Source organism: Hymenobacter sp. YIM 151500-1 (assembly GCF_025979885.1).
GTDB lineage: Bacteria > Bacteroidota > Bacteroidia > Cytophagales > Hymenobacteraceae > Hymenobacter.
On the sequence record NZ_CP110139.1, the window covers coordinates 243,855 to 260,997 of the forward strand.

Sequence of the window (17,143 nt, forward strand, 5' to 3'; positions counted from 1 at the left end):
TCCCTAAGAAAACCGCTCAGCGTCACGCTGGGCGGTTTTTTTATGCTGCCAGCTGGTCGCGCAGGTACTGGTACACCTCGGGGTTGCTAAGCAGGGTGCCGTGGTGGAGCTGGGAGAAAACGCGGGTGGTGATGCGCACGTCGGGTGGGGCGGCGGGGTCCTGAAACACGCGGCCCCGGGCGCTGCCCGCCCCCACCAGCCCGTCGCCGAAGTAGTCGTGCAGCACGGAATTGGCCGACTTCAGCAGGGAGCCCACCAGTACGTGGTAGCGCACCCCCGGCAGGGGCGGCACCACCGTGCGCGGCGGAAACAGGTCGTCGGCGTGCTCGTTCTGCCAGTCTTCGTCTACCAGCCGGGCGTGGCGCAGGTCCTTGATGCCATTGCTGCGCTTGTCCAGCAGGCCGCTGATGGCGCGGGTGGGCCAGAGGTTGATTTTGCGCAGCACCAGGGCCGTCAGGTGGCTGTTCTGCTCCAGAAACGAGCCGTCGTTGGGTACGCCCAGCAAAAACACGTCGCGCAGATGGCTAAGCCAGTGGGGAGCGGCGGATGGGTCGGCCCCGGCTGCGGCCTGCGGTTCGGTTGTCTGGTTATCGGGAAGGAAAGCAGGCTGACTGTATTTTTCTGACTCAGCACGGGGGGCTTCTGCGGCTTTGCCCAGACCATTTTTAATTTTTAATTCTTCATTCTTACTTCTCCCGTAATACCCCGCGCTGCGGATAACCAGGCCGCCCATGCTGTGCCCCACCAGGGCCAGCTCGCCCACGGCGGCGGGAAAGGCCCGGACCAGCTCGGTGAGTAACTGGTGCAGCAGGCGGCCATTTTCGGAGATGTGCAGGCCGGAGTTGTAGCGCACGTAGAGGCACTGCACGCCCAGCTCCTGCTGTAGGCGCGGCCCGAAGCGCACATCTTCGGGGCCGCTGCCGGTTTGCCAAATGATTTCGTCGCCCATCAGCCCATGCACAAACACCACCGTTTTGCGAGGCTGGCCCGCGGCGTCCGGGGTTAGGTGCAGGTCGGCCACGGGTACATCGGCGCCGTAGCGGCGGAAGCTCATCCGGATGGCCCGACGGTCGTGGCGGGCGGCCAGCTGGTCGCCAAAGGCGCCGTTGAGCACGGGCAAGGTGAAGTGCAGATTTTCCTGGCCCACCTGGTAGAGAAACTCGGCCCCGGCCAGCGGGGCCCGCGCCACGCGGCTCACCGCTGCCGCCGCCCGGCGCCAGCGCGAAGAAGAATCGGGGGCAGCAGAAGCAGTAGGAGTGTCGTCGGGAGTCACGGCAGAGGTGGTTTAGGAGGCAGCGCGGGCTGCTGCGCAAAAGATACGGCTTACCGCAGCATCAGTTTGCGCGCAGCGGGACCAGCGGCCGTGTCGAGGTGCAGCAGGGGCAATACCGGAGCCGCAGACGCGCAAATGAAAACTGCCGGCTTGTGTGGTCAGCCCAACTTCTGCTCTGCGGGCGGTGGCAGTCGGCGGCTCCGGGGCCAGGCGCCCATCAGCAGGCCCACGAGCAGGCCACCCACGTGGGCGGCATTGTCGGTGGCGTGAGCTTGCAGGCCGGCCCCCAGGCTGCTAAACAGCAAATACACCCCAAACACCAGCAACGAGCGGCGCGCGGCGTGGTCGGGTAAGGTGGCAGGGTACAGGGCCAGAGTAGCCAGCAGCAGGCCGTACAGCCCAAAAATGGCACCCGAAGCGCCGACCGAGTTTACGCCCTGAGGCAGGTGCCACCACAGGCTGGCCACGCTGCCGCCCACTCCGCTCAGCAGGTAGCCCGCCAGCAGGCGGCCCCGGCCTACCAGCGGCTCAGTAAGCAGCCCCAGAAACACCAGGGAGGACATATTCAGCAGCAGGTGGGCCGGGCCGCCGTGCACAAAGCAGCTGGTGAGCAGGCGCCAGGGCTGGCCGCCCAGGCTGAGGGGCGAGAAGTTGGAGCCCCACCGTACCAGGTCGGGACCAGTGGGCGCCAGGGCGTCAACGCCGTTCAAGGCCATCAGCGCGTACACCAGCAGGTTGAGGGCCAGCAGCAGGGGCGCCACGAAGTAGCCGGGCCGGGGCCAGAACACGCCCCGCAACACGGCGCCCACCCCCGCAGCAGGCGCTTCGGCCGGCGGGGCGGGTGGGGCAACCGGCAACTCGGCGGGTGGAGCCGGCACCAGGCCCCGCCGTTGCAGCTCTTGCACAGCGGCCTCCACCACCGGCGCCGGGTAGCGCTGGGGCTGCTGAGCCAGATAGAGCAACTCGGCATCCGTCTTGTGCCGAAACAGCTCGGCGGCGGGGTTGGGCGAGGAGTCGGGAGACGACGACATAGGCAGCAGCCCCGCGACACAGGCCCCGGAGCCAGCGGCGCGGCGTCATAAACCCTGCCAGCCCCGGCAACCTGACAGAATGCAGGTGGCCGGGCCGCAAGCTGCGGCTACAGCTCGGAAAGATTGCCGCGCACTGGGGCCTGCCGCCCGCCGCGGCCGCGCAGGTCTTCCGCAATCAGCTGAGCTTCGTGGCTGTCGGCGCGCATCTGCTTGTCGGGGTGAGGCTTGCCGGTGGCTTCGTAATTCCGCTTGATATAGTTCAGGGAGGTGCGGCGCAGGCCCAGGCCCTTCTGCATCTGCGTCAGGCGCTCTTCCATAAACGGGGTCAGGTGCTGATTATAGGCCTTGGCCCGCATAAACCAGCTGATGCGCTCCTGCGTGAGGTCGACCTGGCCGGGAAGGGTGCCCGTGAGCGAGTCGGCCAACGCCAAGCGGGTGAGGTAAGCGGCCTGGTTTTCGGCCAGCCAGTAGCGGCGGGCCATGCGCAGGTAGCGGCCCGTGGCGGTGGTGTCGGCGCGGTCGGCGACGGGCAGCTGGCGGCGCACTTCCTGCACCTGCTTGGCGGTAAGAGCCTCGAAGGTGGGCAAGGGGCGCGCCACCACGGCCTCCAGCTCGGTGGGCACTTCTACAGCGGCGGCGGGGCTGGCCGGCGGTGGGGGAGGGGTGGGAGCCAGCGCCCACCAGCCCAGCCCGGCTACGGCCACGCCCGCCACGGCGGCAGCTGCCCAGCGCCGGGTGCGGGGCCGCGGGGCTTCTTCCGCGGCCTCATCGGCGGGCACATTGGCGGGCACATTGGCGGGCAAGACCGGGGCGGCGCGGGAGATAGACTGAGGTAGGGCTACCCCGCGGCGGCGCAGCTCGCGCCCGGCCCGAAACACCAGGTCGGGGTGGTAAAACTCGGGATGCTGCACCAGGTAGAGCAGCTCATCATCGGATTTTTGCAGAAGAGAATCGGGGGCAGCGTTGGCGGCCATGCGGTAGACTGGTATAAAGAATAAAATGGAAGCTCCCGACGGCTCGGCGCGTTCGGGTGCCGTAAGGTAAGAGGTCTGGGCCGGAAATGCCTGCCGCCAACCGCGCCGCCGGCTTGGCGTATAGCCTGCGTGAGTGGCCGCGCGCTGCCCTTCGTATCTGCAACCTTCACCTAGTTTCACTTATGGCAACTTCCCAATCTTCTCCTCAGCCGCCTCGCCCCCAGGAATCTACTACTGCCCCTCAAAAGCCCACTACCACCCAGGAAGACCTGACCACCGACGACGGCGCCGGCATCCGGGGCGGCTACGGCGACAGTGACCAAACCAACGGCCTCGAAGGCGGCGCCAACAGCGACGACGCCGGAGACGACGCCGGGCAGGGCCAGTAAGCGGACCCCACCCCCTAGCCCCCTCTCCACAAGAGAGGGGGAGCTAGCAACCCCACCCCAACCCCTCCCCAAAAGGGAGGGGCTCTAGTTCTAGTTCGTTAGAGCTAGAGTCCCTTATTGGAGAGGCTAGGGGTGGTTGATGGTAGTTGAGCAGTAGGCTAATAGAACATCAGCTAAAAACTAGCGCTAGAGCCCCTCTCCTTTTCGGAGAGGGGTGGGGGTGAGGCAACTAGAGCTAATTCCTCCTCTCTTGTGGAGAGGGGGCTAGGGGGTGAGGCCCGGATGTGCCGTACCTTGCCGGGGTATGACGACGAGCTTGCTTCGACTTTTGGCCGCGGTGCTGGCGCTTGGAATATGGACCTCAGAGGCCTGGGCCCAATCCGGGGCGGCGTGGCGGCGGCAGCTGCGGCAAGATTCGGTGCTGGGGCCCGTGCTGCGCCAGCCGGCGCAGCATCGGGTGCAGATTCTCTACACCCGCATCCGCCGCGACGCCCAGGGCCGGCCCCACTTTCGTTCTTTCCGCTACCGGGTGCGGCCGCGGGAGTATTTCTACCCGGCCAGCGCCATCAAGCTGCCCGCCGCCGTAGTGGCCCTGGAAAAGCTGCGTGGCCTGAGCCAGCAGGTACCCGGCCTCACGCCGGAGTCGCCGCTGCGGATTGATTCGGCGGCCTGGGGCCAGACGCGCGTGGTGCGCGACACGAGCAGCGCCACCGGCCGCGCCAGCGTGGCGCAGTACGTACGTAAGCTGCTGCTGGTCAGTGATAATGATGCGTATAACCGGTTGTATGAGTTTGTAGGTCCCCAGGACTTACAGGTTAGCCTGCGCCGCTGTGGCCTGCGCCATACCGTGCTGCGCCACCGCCTGTCGGTCGGTGACCAGGATTCTACGGCTCGCCGCACCAATCCGGTAGCTTTCTACGCTGACACTGCCCTCACGCGGCCCTTGTACGTGCAGCCGGCCGCCACCTTCACGGGCTCCTGGCCCCGGCGCCGCTTGCGTGGGCTGGGTATTGGTACGGCGTATATGAAGGGTGAGCAGCGCATCAACGAGCCCCTGGATTTCAGCCAGAAGAATGTTACTTCCCTGCCCGATTTGCAGCGGGTTCTACGGGCGGTGCTGTTTCCGGAGAGCCTGCCGCCGCGCCGCCGCTTCCAGCTGGCCCCGGCCGACTACACCCTACTGCGCGACTACCTGCACCGTCTGCCCCGCCAGAGCCGGCACCCGCGCTACAGCCCCCAGGAGTTTCCCGACAACTACGCCAAGTTTCTGCTGGTAGGCAGCGCCCAGCCCGCACCTCTGCCCGCCGGAGTGCGCATCTACAATAAAATCGGGCAGGCCTACGGCTTCCTCATCGACAACGCCTACGTGGCCGACTCAGCGCGCAGAGTAGAATTTCTGCTCAGCGCCGTGGTGTATGTGAATGCCGACGGCGTGCTCAACGACGACCAGTACGAGTACAACACCGTGGGCCTGCCGTTTCTGCGGCGCCTGGGGCAGCTGGTGTACGAGGCCGAGCTGCGCCGCGCAGGGCGCTTCGTAGCGCAGAAACCCGTTCCGCAACGAGCCGCAGGCGAGTAGCCGGCAGCACTGCCTGGCCTGCCCACTTCGAGCCTCTACTTCTCCATTTCATCAGCTCGCCTTCTCATGTCTTTCACGTATCCGGGGCTTGCGGTGGTGTCGTCGGGGGCGGAGTACCGGCGGCAGGTGGCGGGGCAGCCGGCGGGTGAGCTGGTTGATTTGGCCCGCCATATTCCGGATCTCGTGCTGGATATTCGCTATGCCACCGCGCAAAACCTGCTGGGCCGGCCCGTGTACGAGCTGGCTCGTGCCTACCTGCGCCGCCCGGTGGCCGAGGCCCTGGCCCGCGTGCAGGCTGCGTTGGCCGGCCGGGGGCTGGGCTTATGCGTGTACGACGCCTACCGCCCCTACCACGTCACGGTGCGCTTCTACGAGCATGTGCAGGACGAAACCTTTGCCGCCCCGCCCTGGCGCGGCTCCCGCCACAACCGGGGCGCCTCCGTCGACGTGGGCCTGGTGGAGCTGCCATCGGGACGCCCGGTGCCTCTGCCCACCGATTTCGACGAGCTGACGCCCGCCGCCCACGCGCGCTATGCTCAGCTGCCGGCGCACGTGCTGCTTAATCGTTGCGTATTATTGGCTGCCATGCAGGCCCAGGGCTTTGTCAACTACCCCGGCGAGTGGTGGCACTTCGACCACGCCAGCTGGGCCAGCTTCGGCTTGCTGGACTTACCGTTTGAAGCCCTGGAAAACCCCGAGCCATAACAGCGCAGGTTGTGCAGCAGAAGATGTATTTTTCAGAAAGATCTTTAAGCCTATCAGGCTGGCGGCAAAACGGCTGACCAAAAGCACATAGCCAGAGTTTTTCGGGTGCCCAACTGCGGGACAACGGGACGCAGACTGTCAGGCTCCTGCTACCGCTATTTACTGCTACCCCAACCATTTATAAACGTTCTGTCACTGTTTAGCTTCACTGCCAATGATCATTAAGTCTGCCACAGTGCACGGCCACCTGATTACTATTCGTATCAGCCTCTGAAGCGGCAAAGAGCAGGTGCTTTACGACGACCGAGTGGTGTCCGAGAAGAGCAGCTTTTTATTTGTCACTCCGCACTCTTTTACCATTGACGAGGGTGGGGAAGCAAGTACGTATGAGGTAAATGTGCTGAGCGGCTTTTTTAGCCTGGGCTACATTGTGCGCCGCAATGGCATCATAGTGGCGCATCAGCCGTAAGGAGCGAGTTATTTCGATAGTAGGTCCAAATTTCCAGTCCGCCCGCTCACTTCCCTGCGTACTTTTGGGGCCGATTACCATTCGTGCCAATGCCCCGACTGTTTGCCGCTCTTTGCCTGGTGTTGTTAAGTGAAATAAGCCTGCTGGGGCTGCCAGCGGCCGTGGGCCAGAGCCTCCCGCCCAAGCGGGAGCTGCGGGGCGTGTGGATTGCTACCGTCGAAAACATCGACTGGCCCAGCTCCCGCACGCTTACCCCGGAGCAGCAGCGCCGCGAGTACCGCCGGATGCTGGACGAGCACCAGCGCAGCGGCATCAACGCCGTGTTCGTGCAGGTGCGGCCCGCCTCCGATGCCTTTTACCAGAGCAGCCTGGAGCCCTGGAGCAAGTGGCTCACCGGCACCCAGGGCAAGGCGCCCACCCCGCTCTACGACCCGCTGCCCTTTCTTATTGAAGAAGCCCACAACCGGGGCATGGAGTTTCACGCCTGGTTTAACCCCTACCGCGCCTCCCTCGATTCCGTAACGCGCCGCCTGGCGCCCAGCCACCCGTTTCGGCAGCATCCGGAGTGGTTTCTGCGCTACTCCGGCAAGCTGCTCTACAACCCCGGCCTGCCCGAAGTGCGCCACTACATCACCCGCGTTATCCTGGACGTGGTGCGGCGCTACGACATCGACGGCGTGCACTTCGACGACTACTTCTACCCCTATCCGGAAGGTGGGCAGGTGATTCACGACGAGGCCGCCTTTGCCCAGCACAACCCCCAGAGCCTACCCCTGGCCGACTGGCGCCGCCAGAATGTCAACCAGCTCGTCCAGACCGTGCACGACTCTATCCGCAGCGCCAAACGGTGGGTGAAGTTCGGCATCTCGCCGTTTGGGGTCTGGATGAACCAGCGCAGCCACCCCGAAGGCTCGGCCACCGCGGCCTTCCAGGGCTACGAGGGCCTCTACGCCGACGCCCGCGAGTGGCTGCGCCAGGGTTGGGTCGACTACATCCTGCCTCAGTTGTACTGGAGCAGCACCTTCAAGGTGGCCGCTTACCCTACGCTGGTGGAGTGGTGGGCCCGCAACCGGTTTGAGCGCCACCTCTACATCGGGCACGGGGCCTACCGCATGTTGGAGAAGAGCAAGGCCGATACCACCTGGCACAACCCCCGTGAGCTGCCCCGCCAGATTCGCCTCAACCGCGCCTTCCCGGCCGACGTGAGCGGGAGCGTGTTCTTCAGCTCGAAGTCCCTGCTTTCCAACCCCCTGCACACTACCGACTCCCTGCGCCAGCACGAGTTTCGGTACCCGGCCCTGGTGCCGGCCATGCCCTGGCTTGATGCGGTGCCCCCGCGCCCGGCCCGGCAGCTCACCGTCACGGCCTCGGTGCGGGCCAACACCCTCACCTGGCAGCCCGGTCCCGCCGCCCCCGACGGCGACGCGGCTACCTACTACGCCCTCTACCGCTTCCCGGAAGGCCAGACGCCCACCCCCGACGACCCGCGCCACCTGCTGGCCCTGGTGCGCCCCCAGCCCAGCCGCGGCCTCGCCTACGTGGACACCACCGCCCGCCCCGGCCTAGCCTACGCCTACTACCTCACCGCCCTCGACCGCCTGCACAACGAAAGCCGCCCCGTGCACGTGCGCACCACCGGCCGCCCCGCCGAAATCATTGTAGCCCAGGCCCCCGCGCCCGAACTGCCCGGCTCCGACTCGGCACCCCAGCCCGCGCCGCCCGCCCGCCCCGCGTCACGCCCAGCCCCGCGGCCAGCAGCCAGCGCCAGCAGCGGTGCTGCTACGAAGGTGAAAGTCAAGACCAAGAAGAAGCGCCGCGGCGGCCTGTTCCGGTGGCTGTTTGGGCGGTAGGGCCTCACCCCCCGGCCCCCTCTCCCGTGGAGAGGGGGAGCCAGTCAACATGGTTCGACGCTGCCTCTTCGGCTGAGGGCCTCAGAAGCAGCTTCCCAGCACTAGAAAAGCAAAGCGCCACTACTGAACAGTAGTGGCGCTTTGTGATTGGTAGCCGTTCCGGAGGCGCCAGCCGAAGGGGCGGCGTAGAACGACCTAGCGTCAGGCTCCCCCTCTCCACGGGAGAGGGGGCCGGGGGGTGAGGCCCTACAACGCCTTCACCGCCAGTGTCAGGGCCACGTCCGTGGTGGAGGTGCGGTTGATGCTCGTAACGGTGAAGATGACGTATTGGTCGGCGGCGCGCAGGCGGGCTACTATTACGTCGCCCACCGCTACGTTGTCGAGCGTGGCTACCTGGCTGGCGGCGGCTGTCGTCTGGTAGAGCTGGCGGATGCTGTTGAGCGTAGCGTTGGTGTAGGCCGCCGCGCCGCCCGTGGTCAGGCGTACCAAGCGGGTCGTGTTCAGGGCCCGCAGCTGCACAGCGTTGCTGGCGGTGCTGCTGATGCTCAGATCCTTACTGGCCGTGGCCCCGGCGGCTGGTACCACCGTGAAGGTGGTTAGGTCAATGGCCGCCTGGTCGCCGCCGCTGGTGCCGGCGAAGCTCAGCGTTACGGTGCGGGGCGTCGCCAAAGGGGTAGCCGTGCCCGGCGTGATGGGTGCCGCCGACACGGTAGCCGTGCGGATGCTGGGCGCGGCCGGCGGGGGCGTGTTCTGGAAGCGCGACTTGGCCTCAAAGCGGTACTGCACTACCTGCCCGCTGCTACCGGCCGGGATGGTCACATCTACGTTCACGCTGCTCTGCGCCCCCGACTGCGCCGCGGGGCTGGCGGCGGGCAGGCGCTGGCGCAACAGGCGCCGCTCGGCCGCCGCGCCCACCTTCACGTAAGTAATCAGGCTGTCGAGGTTGTTGTACAGCGTGCCTGGAGTTGTCAGGGCCGTGGCGGCGTTGATGCCGCCTTCGTTCAGCAGCACGCTGTAGCGCACTACATCGCCGGGCACTGGGGTGGCGCCGGCCGGGGCCGTGAGGGTGGTCGTCGAGTTAAGCTTGATGGTGGGACCGGGGTCGGCCAGGCGAAAGGCAAACGAGCGGGTTCTCGTCTGGCTGTTCTCGGCCACGATAACGGCATCCACGCGCACGTTGGCCTTGTTCTGGCCCGCTGGTACGGTGTAGTTCACCACCAGCGTATCGGCCTGCCGGCGCCGGGAGAAGGCCGCGCGGTAGGGCAGGGTTTGCACCAGCACCGAGTCGCGGCCGGGCTCCACCTTCTGCAAAATCCGGATTTCACGGATGGGCGAGGTCTGCTGGGCAAACTGTAGCTCAAACTGCACCACTTCACCGGTAGCGTACTTGGCTTGGGTGCCCAGCGTGTTGGCCAGCAGGGTCGGAAACTGCCCGCCGCTTTCCTGGTAGTAGGTGTCAAGCTCCTTGTCGCAGCCCGCCAGCAGCAAAACCGCCGCAGCCAGCCCCAGTGCCGGCAGCCGGCGCCGCCCGGAAAGAGAAATATTAGTATTCATTGGAGAGAGTCGTTTTACGATACCTGAAAGTCCGGGCCGGGCTTAGCGCTGGTCCCACCACACGGGCTTGGTGATGTAGTCGTCGGTGCCCGCGGCGCCCACCGCGGCCAGCACGGCGGCCACGTTCTGCGGGTTGTACTGCGTCTCGGTCAGGGCCGGGGGCAGGCGGCGGGGCCAGCGGTTTTTGTAGTCAGCCTGATTAGCCAGCACCGTGTTGGCATTCACCGGGTAGCGCAGGTTCACGTACAAGGCCGGGTCGAAGTCGTGGCGGCGCAGGTCGGACCACGTTTCCGGGTTCAGGAACATCGAAATGTACTTCTGCTCCAGAATCCGGCGCAGATCCACCTGGTCGGGCGTCTGGGCCACGGCGGCGCTGGCCAGGTAGGCATCAATCTGGGCCTGGCTGATGACGGGGAAAGTCACGGCCGGCACGGCGTTGGAGCCGCCCACGCCAATCTTACGCATGTGGGCCGTGATGCCCTCCCGGTAGGCCCGGAAAGCGCGGGCTTTGTCGCCGGTGAGCAGGGCAGCTTCGGCCTCGATAAACTTCAGCTCGTGGAAGGTGATAATCTCGAAGTAACCCAGGTCGCGGGCGTACCAGGAGCTGTAGAAGTCGGTGGCATTGCCGGTAGCCGCCGAAATGGGCGTGCCGCCATTCACGCCGGGGTCGGTGCCGGTGCTGATGGGCGTGGCAATGATGGGAAAGCGCGGGTCCACGACGCCGGCATAGGTGGCGCCGGGCGCGTTGCCGTTCAGGTACTTGATAATGTTCGAAGAGAACGTGGCCGACGTGGAAGCCGTGGCAAATTGAGCCCGCGTGGTGCCGAAGATGTTGGTGGTGCCCGTCAGCGGCGCCACCGCCACCTCAAACTGAATCTGCGCGTCGTCGGCCGACGACTGGAAACTCTCGCTCACCAGCTGGAGCACCTGGGGCGCCACCTGGCCCACGTAGTTGCTTTTCTTGGTAAGATGGTGGAGCTGCCGCGCCTTCAGGGCCTTGGCCAGCCGAATCCAGCGGTCAGTGTTGCCGCGGTACAGAATGTCGCCGCTGACGCTCGGGGCCGTGATATACAGGGGGCGGAAGTTGGCCGAGGCCGGCTTCTGCATTTCCGCAATGCCCTCGTCGAGCAGTTGGCTGATGTTCTGGTAGAGCTGCTCCTGCGGGTCATACTTGGGCGTGAAGTTCTGAGCACCCCGGAAGGCTTCGGAGTAGGGCACGTCGCCCATCATGTCGGTGAGGTGGGCCAGGCCCATAGCCAGCACAATTTTAGCGGCGCCTACGTAGTGGGGCGAGCCTTCTTTCTGGGCCGCGTCGAGCACCTCGCGGGCGTTGCCGGCCGAGTAGAAGTAGAAGTAGTTGAAGGTGTTGTTGCCGTTGCCGGTGGTCAGGAAAAACTGGTCGGTGCTGGCTACGGGCGGGCGCCGCACAATGTACTGGGTGATGTAAGGTGTGGTGAGGGCCGTAAGCATCTGCTGCTGAAACGCCTGCGAAATAGCGCCGGGCAGCAGGAAGTTCGCGGTGGCGTCCACCGGGTTGTTGGGGTCGTCGTTCACGTCCAGGAAACTGTCGCAGGACGTCATCAGCCCCCCACCCAGCAGCAGCCCGAGGGCCAGAATATGTTTTTTCATGGGTACAATACTGTTGAGTTTCGCCTCTGCCCAAAGGCAAGCCGCGGCTCACGCCTGGCGTGCTGCGGCGGGAAGGCGAAATGAAAGCTTAGAAATTGACGCGCAGGGCCATATCCACGCCGCGGGTGCCGGGGATGCTGCCGTAGTCGAAGCCCCCGGAGCCGCCCCCGCGCACGCCGGCACCGGCCGAAGCCGTTTCGGGGTCGGCGCCGCTATAGTCGGTGAGCAGCAGCAGGTTGCGGCCGGTTACGCTCAGGTTCACGCCCTTCACGAAGGAGTCGCCGAGTAAGGCCGCGGGCAGATTGTAGCTCAGCGTCACGTAGCGCAGGCGCGTCCAGGAGGCATCCTCAATAAAGGGCGTGCCAATGGCACCCAGAATGCTTTGGTAGTAGCCCTGGGTCAGCTCCACCGGGCGGGTGTTTGGCACGTAGGTGCCATCCGACTGCCGCACCACCCCGTCGAACACCACCTGCTTGTAGCGGTCCAGGGTCCGCTCACTCAGGCCCGTCGACGTGGCAAGGTAGTCGTTGCCGTTCACCACCTTGCCACCCTTGCGGAAGTCCAGCAGGAAGGCCAGCTCCAGCCCTTTGTAGCTCAGCGTGTTGGTTATCTGCGTAGTAAAGTCGGGGGCCCGGTCGCCGGCGTACACGTAAGTGGAGGTGTTGATGAGCGGGTAGCCGGTGGCGCCAATCAGAATACGACCATCGGGGGCGCGTTGAAAGTCGAGGGCCGCGATAGACGTAATGGGCCGGCCGGGGAAGGCGCTGCCGCGGGCCGCGTTAATCACCCAGGAATCCGCCTGGTTGACCTCGGTCAGGAAGCTGGGCAGCTTCTTGGCGCGGTTCTCATTGTGGAAGAAGTTGGCCAGCACGCTCCACTCGAAGCCGCCCGCCGTGCGCACCGGCGTACCATTCAGGGCCAGCTCCACACCTTCGTTCACCACAGTGCCACCGTTCAGGTACTGAAAAATAAAACCCGAAGCCTGGCTTACGCGCGGAGCAATTAGCTGGTCGTCGGTCTGCTGGTAGTAGTAGCCCGCGTTCAGGCCCAGGCGGCCCTTCAGGAATTGCAGGTCCACGCCGGCCTCGTAGGCCGTCACCAGCTCCGGCTTTAGCAGCGGGTTCGAGCCAAAAAAGCCCTGCCGAAAGCCCCCGCCGATGTAGGTGCTCTGCGCCAGCGGCGACAGTACCCGGTACGGGCCCGTGTCCTTGCGTACCTGCGCAATGGAGCCGCGCAGCTTACCGTAGCTGAGCCAAGGGTTATTGTCGAGGCCCAGCGTGCGGGTAAACTCGTAGCCCACCGAGGCCGACCCGTAGGGAAACCATTTGCCGTAGTTCTTGCCCTGGTCGGGGCGGGGCAGGGTCGAGGAGCCGTCGTAGCGCCCAGCCAGCTCCACCGTCACCTGCCGGAACAGGTCCAGGTTCAGGCGGGCCACGTTACCGATAATGCGGCGGGTGGTGTTGGTGGTGAGGGCGTTGCGGTTAACCGTGTTGTTGATGCTTACGAAGTCGGGGTTTTGAAAAATCAGCCCGATGACGTCGGTGATTTCGCGGGTCTGCTGCTCCACGGTGTTGCCCAGCAGCAGCGTGGCCCCTACGTTTTCGCCAAACTGCTTGGTGAACTGCACCAGCAGGTTGGAGGTGAGGGCGCGGCTGAGGGTAGTGCTTTCCGAGATGCCGCCGTTCTGGTTGTTGGGCTGGGAAGTGCCTACGGCCCGCACCGAGCGAAACCGGTCGGTGTACAGGTCGGAGCCGATGTTGTAGCTAATGCGCAGCCAGGCCGTGGGGTCGTAGGCCAGCTGCACGTTGCCCAGGAAGCGGTTGTTCCGGTCGGTCTGCGGGTTGTTGTAGGCGGTCCAGTAGGGGTTGTCGGCGTCGGCCGAGCCCACGGAGGCCGGCGTGAGGCGGCGGCGCGAGCCGTTGGGGTTGAGGTAGTTGCGGGCGTCGTCATTGCGGGGCCAGTTGAGCAGGCTCACGAAGAAGCCACCCGAGCCGCCAAACAGGCCAGGCCCCTGCAAGGGCCGTATTCCGCCCGAATTGAAGTACTGGGCTGAGCCTGAACCGCTGATTTTGGGCGAAAACTTCATGGTGCCGGCCAGGCGCACCGTGGTCCGGTCAAACTTATTTTCCGGCGTTACCCCGCGCGAGTCCAGCCGCGACGACGATACGACGAACGTGCCCTTCTCAGTGCCGCCCGACAGGGTCAGGAAGTTCTGGTAAGAATAGCCTTTGCGGAAGAAGTTGCCCAGGTTGTCGTACACCGTCTCGCCCGGCGCAAAGCGCGGCCCCCAGGAGCCCCGCACATTCGGGTCGAACACGCCCCCGTTGCCCTGCTTATACTGGTCTTGGAGCTTGGGCAGGCGGTTGACTTCCTCCACCGAAACCTGCGTGCGGAAATCGACGCGGGTGGCGCCGGCCTTGCCTTTTTTGGTGGTGATGATAACTACGCCGTTGGCCCCGCGCAGGCCGTAGAGGGCCGTGCCGGCTGGGCCCTTAAGCACGGTCATGCTCTCGATATCCTCCGGGTTCAGGTCGCCGGCGCGGTTGGGCGAGCCCACCGAGCGGCCCAGAATGCCGTTGAAGGCCGAACCCCCGCCGGGCGCCGTGCTTTCCGTGAAGGAGGAGTTGTCCATCACAATGCCGTCGATGACGAACAAAGGCTGGTTGTCGCCGTCGAGGGAGCTGCCGCCCCGGATAACAATGGCGGCGCCTTCGCCGGCCCCGCCTCCCGAGGAAGTAATCTGCACGCCGGCCACCTTGCCCTGCAAGGCATTCACGATGTTGGGCTGGCGGGAGTCAATCAGGTCCTTGGCCCGCACCTCCTGCGCCCCGAAGTTGATTTGGCGGCGCTCCTGCTGAATACCAAACGAGGTGGTTACCAGCACTTCCTGCAGGTTCTGGGCGTCGGCGGCCAGGGTCACGTCCTGGGTGTCGGCGGAGGCGGGGCGCTCCACGGTGGCGTACCCGATGAAGCTGAACACCAGCGTGGCACCTTCGGGCACGCCCGCCAGGCTGTAGCGGCCGGTGCCGTCGGTTTGGGTGCCCTGGCTGGTGCCTTTCACCAGCACGTTGACGCCGGGTAACGGGGTGCGGCCGTTGGCGTCGGTTACGGTGCCCTGCACCGTGCGAGTCGCCGTCTGCTGGGCCTGGGCCGGCGCGGCGGCCAGCACGGCACTCAGCCAGAGCGGCGAGGACCATAAAAGTTTCTTCATAAGCGGTGGGAGAAAATGAAGGAAATAAGCCGCCGCGGCAAGGTTAGGGTCGCCGGAGCGGAGTGGAAAAAAGTGACTTTTACCGGAAAACTGAGCGAGAGCCGTCGGTAAGAAAAAGTGGGGGCCAGTGCCGAAAAGCCGGACCACGGGCGCAAGTCAGAAGAAATAGTTGTACTGAGCGTCGGGCGAAGCCACTTTCTGGGGGCAGGCTAGCAATTTTCTGGCAGCTAAAGCTACTTCGCACGCCAACAGAAGTCAACTATATATGGTATTTTCTAAAGGCGAGCTTATCTTTTGTTTTCGGAGCGGCGGCTCCAAAATTATTCTCAATTTGGCGGCTGCCTTTCAGCCCCAATCCGGGCTCCTACTTTCCTTTCTTTCGACTGCCAGCCGCATGCAAACCACCACCCAAGCTGCCGGGCGCCCCGCCGGCGCCGCTCCTCTGGCCGAACCGGGGAGAAATGCCGCCCAAGCCGTCCCGCCCGGCCGCCTCGTGTCGCTCGACGTGTTTCGGGGCCTCACGGTCATGGCCATGATTCTGGTGAACAACCCCGGCGACTGGGGCCACATCTACGCTCCGCTCAGGCACGCCCGCTGGCACGGCTGTACGCCTACGGACCTGATTTTCCCGTTCTTCCTGTTCATCGTTGGGGTCAGCATCACCTACGCCCTCGACGGCGCCCGGCGCCAACCCGCTACCCACGGCCGCACCCTGCGGCGCGTGCTGAAACGAGCGGCCATTCTGTTTGGGCTGGGGCTGTTTTCGGCCTTGTTCCCAACGTTTGATTTCAGCACGGTGCGCATTCCGGGGGTGCTGGCCCGCATTGCGGTGGTGTTTCTGGTGTGCGGGGTGGTGTTTCTGAAAACTTCGCGCCGTCAGCAGCTTGGGCTGCTGGCGTTTCTGCTCGTCTTCTACAATGTGCTCATGCAGCTGGTGCCCGTGCCTGGCTTCGGCCCCGCCAACCTGGAGGCCGGCACCAACCTGGGCGCCTGGCTCGATAGGACCGTGCTGGGCGAGGCCCACCTCTGGAAGCAGAGCCGCACCTGGGACCCAGAAGGGCTGCTGAGCACTCTGCCCGCCATCGGGACGGGGCTGCTGGGCCTGCTGGCCGGGCAGTGGCTGCGCCGCTCCGACGTGGACGCGGCCACGCGCGTGGCCTGGCTGTTTGTGTGGGGCGGCGCCTGCGTGCTGCTGGGCCTGGGCTGGAACAGCTGGTTTCCCATCAACAAAAGCCTGTGGACTAGCTCTTACGTGCTCTACACCGGCGGCCTGGCCCTGGCTACGCTGGCCGGCCTCTACTGGCTGACCGATGTGCAGGGCCACCGCGGCTGGATCAAGGCCTCGCTCGTGTACGGAGTCAATGCCATTACCGTGTTCTTCCTCTCGGGCCTGATTCCGCGCCTGCTCCAACTACTCAAAGTGCCCGGCGCCAACGGCCAGGAAGTAGGCCTGCGCACCTGGCTGTACGACACCTTCTTCGTGCCCTATTTCAGCCCCATCAATGCTTCCCTGGCCGGCGCCATCGTGTGCGTGCTCATCTGGCTGGGTATTTTGTGGTGGATGTACAAAAAGCAGATTATTATCAAGGTGTAGTGAGGAGGTAAGAAGGTGAAGGTCAGTCCCCACGGGGCGGCACCCAACGTCGGCGGACGGTAGGTGTCGCCCCGTGGGGCTTGGTTTCAGTATTGGTGTCTGTTGTCTACCGATATGCCGCCCCGCTGGAGCTTGTCGTTCACCCCTACATTCACTCATTCACTCATTCACTCACCCACTCATTTACTCATTCACTTATCCAGAATGACGTTCTTTGTGGTCTATTCCTGGCTCAATTCATCCCGTTTCACCTCGTTTTCCTTTGTGTATATGAAACACGGCATCATACTGGCTGCGGCGCTGCTGCTGGCAGCTCCGGCGGCCACCGCCCAGTCTACTACGGCAGCGGCGGCACCTGCCGCGTCCCTCTCGGCGGGGCACCGCAAGGCTGCCGAAGACCTGCTGCAAGCCTCCAACGCCGAAAAGAACATGGCCGAGTCCATCGACCGGATTCTGACCATGCAAACCACGCAGAACCCCGCGCTGAAGACCGTAGAGCCCGAGATGCGCGCCTACCTGAACAAGTACATGGGCTGGTCCGTGATGAAGGAAGACCTGGTGCAGCTGTACGCCCGCGAGTTCACGGAAAAGGAACTGAAGGAGCTAACCAAGTTCTACCAAACTCCCGTGGGCCGCAAAACCATGGAGAAGATGCCCCAGCTGCTACAAGCTGGCATGGAAATCGGGCAGCGCCGCACCCAGGAGCACCTGCCGGAGCTGCAACAAGCCATTGCCGAAAAAATGAAACAGCAGGAAGGCAAGCCAGCGGAGAAGTAGCCTGATTGCCCCACTCCCCGGCCTCAAACAGAAAGCCCTGTCGGTGCGCCCGGCAGGGCCTTCTGTTTTCTGGAGCAAGCAAAAACAGCTGTCAGACCCCAATTGCAC

12 protein-coding genes are annotated in these 17,143 nt (G+C 64.7%); 6 read left to right on the forward strand and 6 right to left on the reverse strand.

What is annotated here, in order from left to right:
* Positions 1–40 precede the first annotated feature (40 nt).
* The 3 genes from OIS53_RS00925 to OIS53_RS00935 form a co-directional block, all read right to left on the reverse strand.
* Positions 41–1,273, reverse strand: a complete 1,233-nt coding sequence (locus OIS53_RS00925; protein ID WP_264680510.1) for an esterase/lipase family protein — start codon at positions 1,271–1,273, stop codon at positions 41–43.
* Positions 1,274–1,431: 158 nt separating this feature from the next.
* A complete protein-coding gene (locus tag OIS53_RS00930) occupies positions 1,432–2,304 on the reverse strand; it encodes a rhomboid family intramembrane serine protease (RefSeq protein ID WP_264680511.1) in 873 nt (290 codons plus the stop codon).
* Positions 2,305–2,411: 107 nt separating this feature from the next.
* Positions 2,412–3,278 (reverse strand): hypothetical protein, encoded by an 867-nt coding sequence (locus tag OIS53_RS00935; protein ID WP_264680512.1) that lies wholly within the window; start codon positions 3,276–3,278, stop codon positions 2,412–2,414.
* Positions 3,279–3,460: 182 nt separating this feature from the next.
* Between OIS53_RS00935 and OIS53_RS00940 the strand changes: the two genes are divergently transcribed.
* The 4 genes from OIS53_RS00940 (at position 3,461) to OIS53_RS00955 (ending at position 8,270) form a co-directional block, all read left to right on the forward strand.
* Positions 3,461–3,667, forward strand: coding sequence for a hypothetical protein (locus OIS53_RS00940; protein WP_264680513.1), 207 nt, complete (start codon positions 3,461–3,463; stop codon positions 3,665–3,667).
* A gap of 304 nt (positions 3,668–3,971) precedes the next feature.
* Complete coding sequence (locus OIS53_RS00945; protein WP_264680514.1) at positions 3,972–5,246, forward strand: class A beta-lactamase-related serine hydrolase; 1,275 nt, start codon at positions 3,972–3,974, stop codon at positions 5,244–5,246.
* A gap of 66 nt (positions 5,247–5,312) precedes the next feature.
* Positions 5,313–5,951, forward strand: coding sequence for a M15 family metallopeptidase (locus tag OIS53_RS00950; protein ID WP_264680515.1), 639 nt, complete (start codon positions 5,313–5,315; stop codon positions 5,949–5,951).
* Between the two features lie 558 nt (positions 5,952–6,509).
* The gene (locus OIS53_RS00955) at positions 6,510–8,270 is read left to right on the forward strand and encodes a glycoside hydrolase family 10 protein (protein ID WP_264680516.1); all 1,761 of its coding nucleotides are present in this window, start codon (positions 6,510–6,512) and stop codon (positions 8,268–8,270) included.
* Between the two features lie 246 nt (positions 8,271–8,516).
* On the opposite strand, the gene OIS53_RS00960 is transcribed toward OIS53_RS00955, so the two are convergent.
* The 3 genes from OIS53_RS00960 to OIS53_RS00970 all read right to left on the reverse strand — a co-directional run bounded on the left by OIS53_RS00960 (position 8,517) and on the right by OIS53_RS00970 (position 14,664).
* Positions 8,517–9,824 carry a hypothetical protein gene (locus OIS53_RS00960; protein ID WP_264680517.1) on the reverse strand — a complete coding sequence of 436 codons (1,308 nt, stop codon included), beginning with the start codon at positions 9,822–9,824 and terminating at the stop codon, positions 8,517–8,519.
* 42 nt (positions 9,825–9,866) lie between these two features.
* Positions 9,867–11,453 (reverse strand): SusD/RagB family nutrient-binding outer membrane lipoprotein, encoded by a 1,587-nt coding sequence (locus OIS53_RS00965; protein WP_264680518.1) that lies wholly within the window; start codon positions 11,451–11,453, stop codon positions 9,867–9,869.
* Positions 11,454–11,541: 88 nt separating this feature from the next.
* A complete protein-coding gene (locus OIS53_RS00970) occupies positions 11,542–14,664 on the reverse strand; it encodes a SusC/RagA family TonB-linked outer membrane protein (RefSeq protein ID WP_264680519.1) in 3,123 nt (1,040 codons plus the stop codon).
* Positions 14,665–15,058: 394 nt separating this feature from the next.
* On the opposite strand from OIS53_RS00970, the gene OIS53_RS00975 reads away from it, so the two are divergent.
* Positions 15,059–16,258 carry an acyltransferase family protein gene (locus OIS53_RS00975; RefSeq protein WP_264680520.1) on the forward strand — a complete coding sequence of 400 codons (1,200 nt, stop codon included), beginning with the start codon at positions 15,059–15,061 and terminating at the stop codon, positions 16,256–16,258.
* A 270-nt stretch (positions 16,259–16,528) separates the two neighbouring features.
* Positions 16,529–17,035 (forward strand): DUF2059 domain-containing protein, encoded by a 507-nt coding sequence (locus OIS53_RS00980; RefSeq protein ID WP_264680521.1) that lies wholly within the window; start codon positions 16,529–16,531, stop codon positions 17,033–17,035.
* The last annotated feature ends 108 nt before the right edge of the window (positions 17,036–17,143 follow it).

Bases quoted from the DNA above. Each gene is read 5' to 3' on its own strand.
- OIS53_RS00940 (WP_264680513.1), top strand. From the start codon at position 3,461: ATGGCAACTTCCCAATCTTCTCCTCAGCCGCCTCGCCCCCAGGAATCT.
- OIS53_RS00930 (WP_264680511.1), bottom strand. From the start codon at position 2,304: ATGTCGTCGTCTCCCGACTCCTCGCCCAACCCCGCCGCCGAGCTGTTT.
- OIS53_RS00950 (WP_264680515.1), top strand. From the start codon at position 5,313: ATGTCTTTCACGTATCCGGGGCTTGCGGTGGTGTCGTCGGGGGCGGAG.
- OIS53_RS00945 (WP_264680514.1), top strand. From the start codon at position 3,972: ATGACGACGAGCTTGCTTCGACTTTTGGCCGCGGTGCTGGCGCTTGGA.
- OIS53_RS00965 (WP_264680518.1), bottom strand. From the start codon at position 11,453: ATGAAAAAACATATTCTGGCCCTCGGGCTGCTGCTGGGTGGGGGGCTG.
- OIS53_RS00960 (WP_264680517.1), bottom strand. From the start codon at position 9,824: ATGAATACTAATATTTCTCTTTCCGGGCGGCGCCGGCTGCCGGCACTG.
- OIS53_RS00955 (WP_264680516.1), top strand. From the start codon at position 6,510: ATGCCCCGACTGTTTGCCGCTCTTTGCCTGGTGTTGTTAAGTGAAATA.
- OIS53_RS00935 (WP_264680512.1), bottom strand. From the start codon at position 3,278: ATGGCCGCCAACGCTGCCCCCGATTCTCTTCTGCAAAAATCCGATGAT.
- OIS53_RS00975 (WP_264680520.1), top strand. From the start codon at position 15,059: ATGCAAACCACCACCCAAGCTGCCGGGCGCCCCGCCGGCGCCGCTCCT.
- OIS53_RS00970 (WP_264680519.1), bottom strand. From the start codon at position 14,664: ATGAAGAAACTTTTATGGTCCTCGCCGCTCTGGCTGAGTGCCGTGCTG.
- OIS53_RS00980 (WP_264680521.1), top strand. From the start codon at position 16,529: ATGAAACACGGCATCATACTGGCTGCGGCGCTGCTGCTGGCAGCTCCG.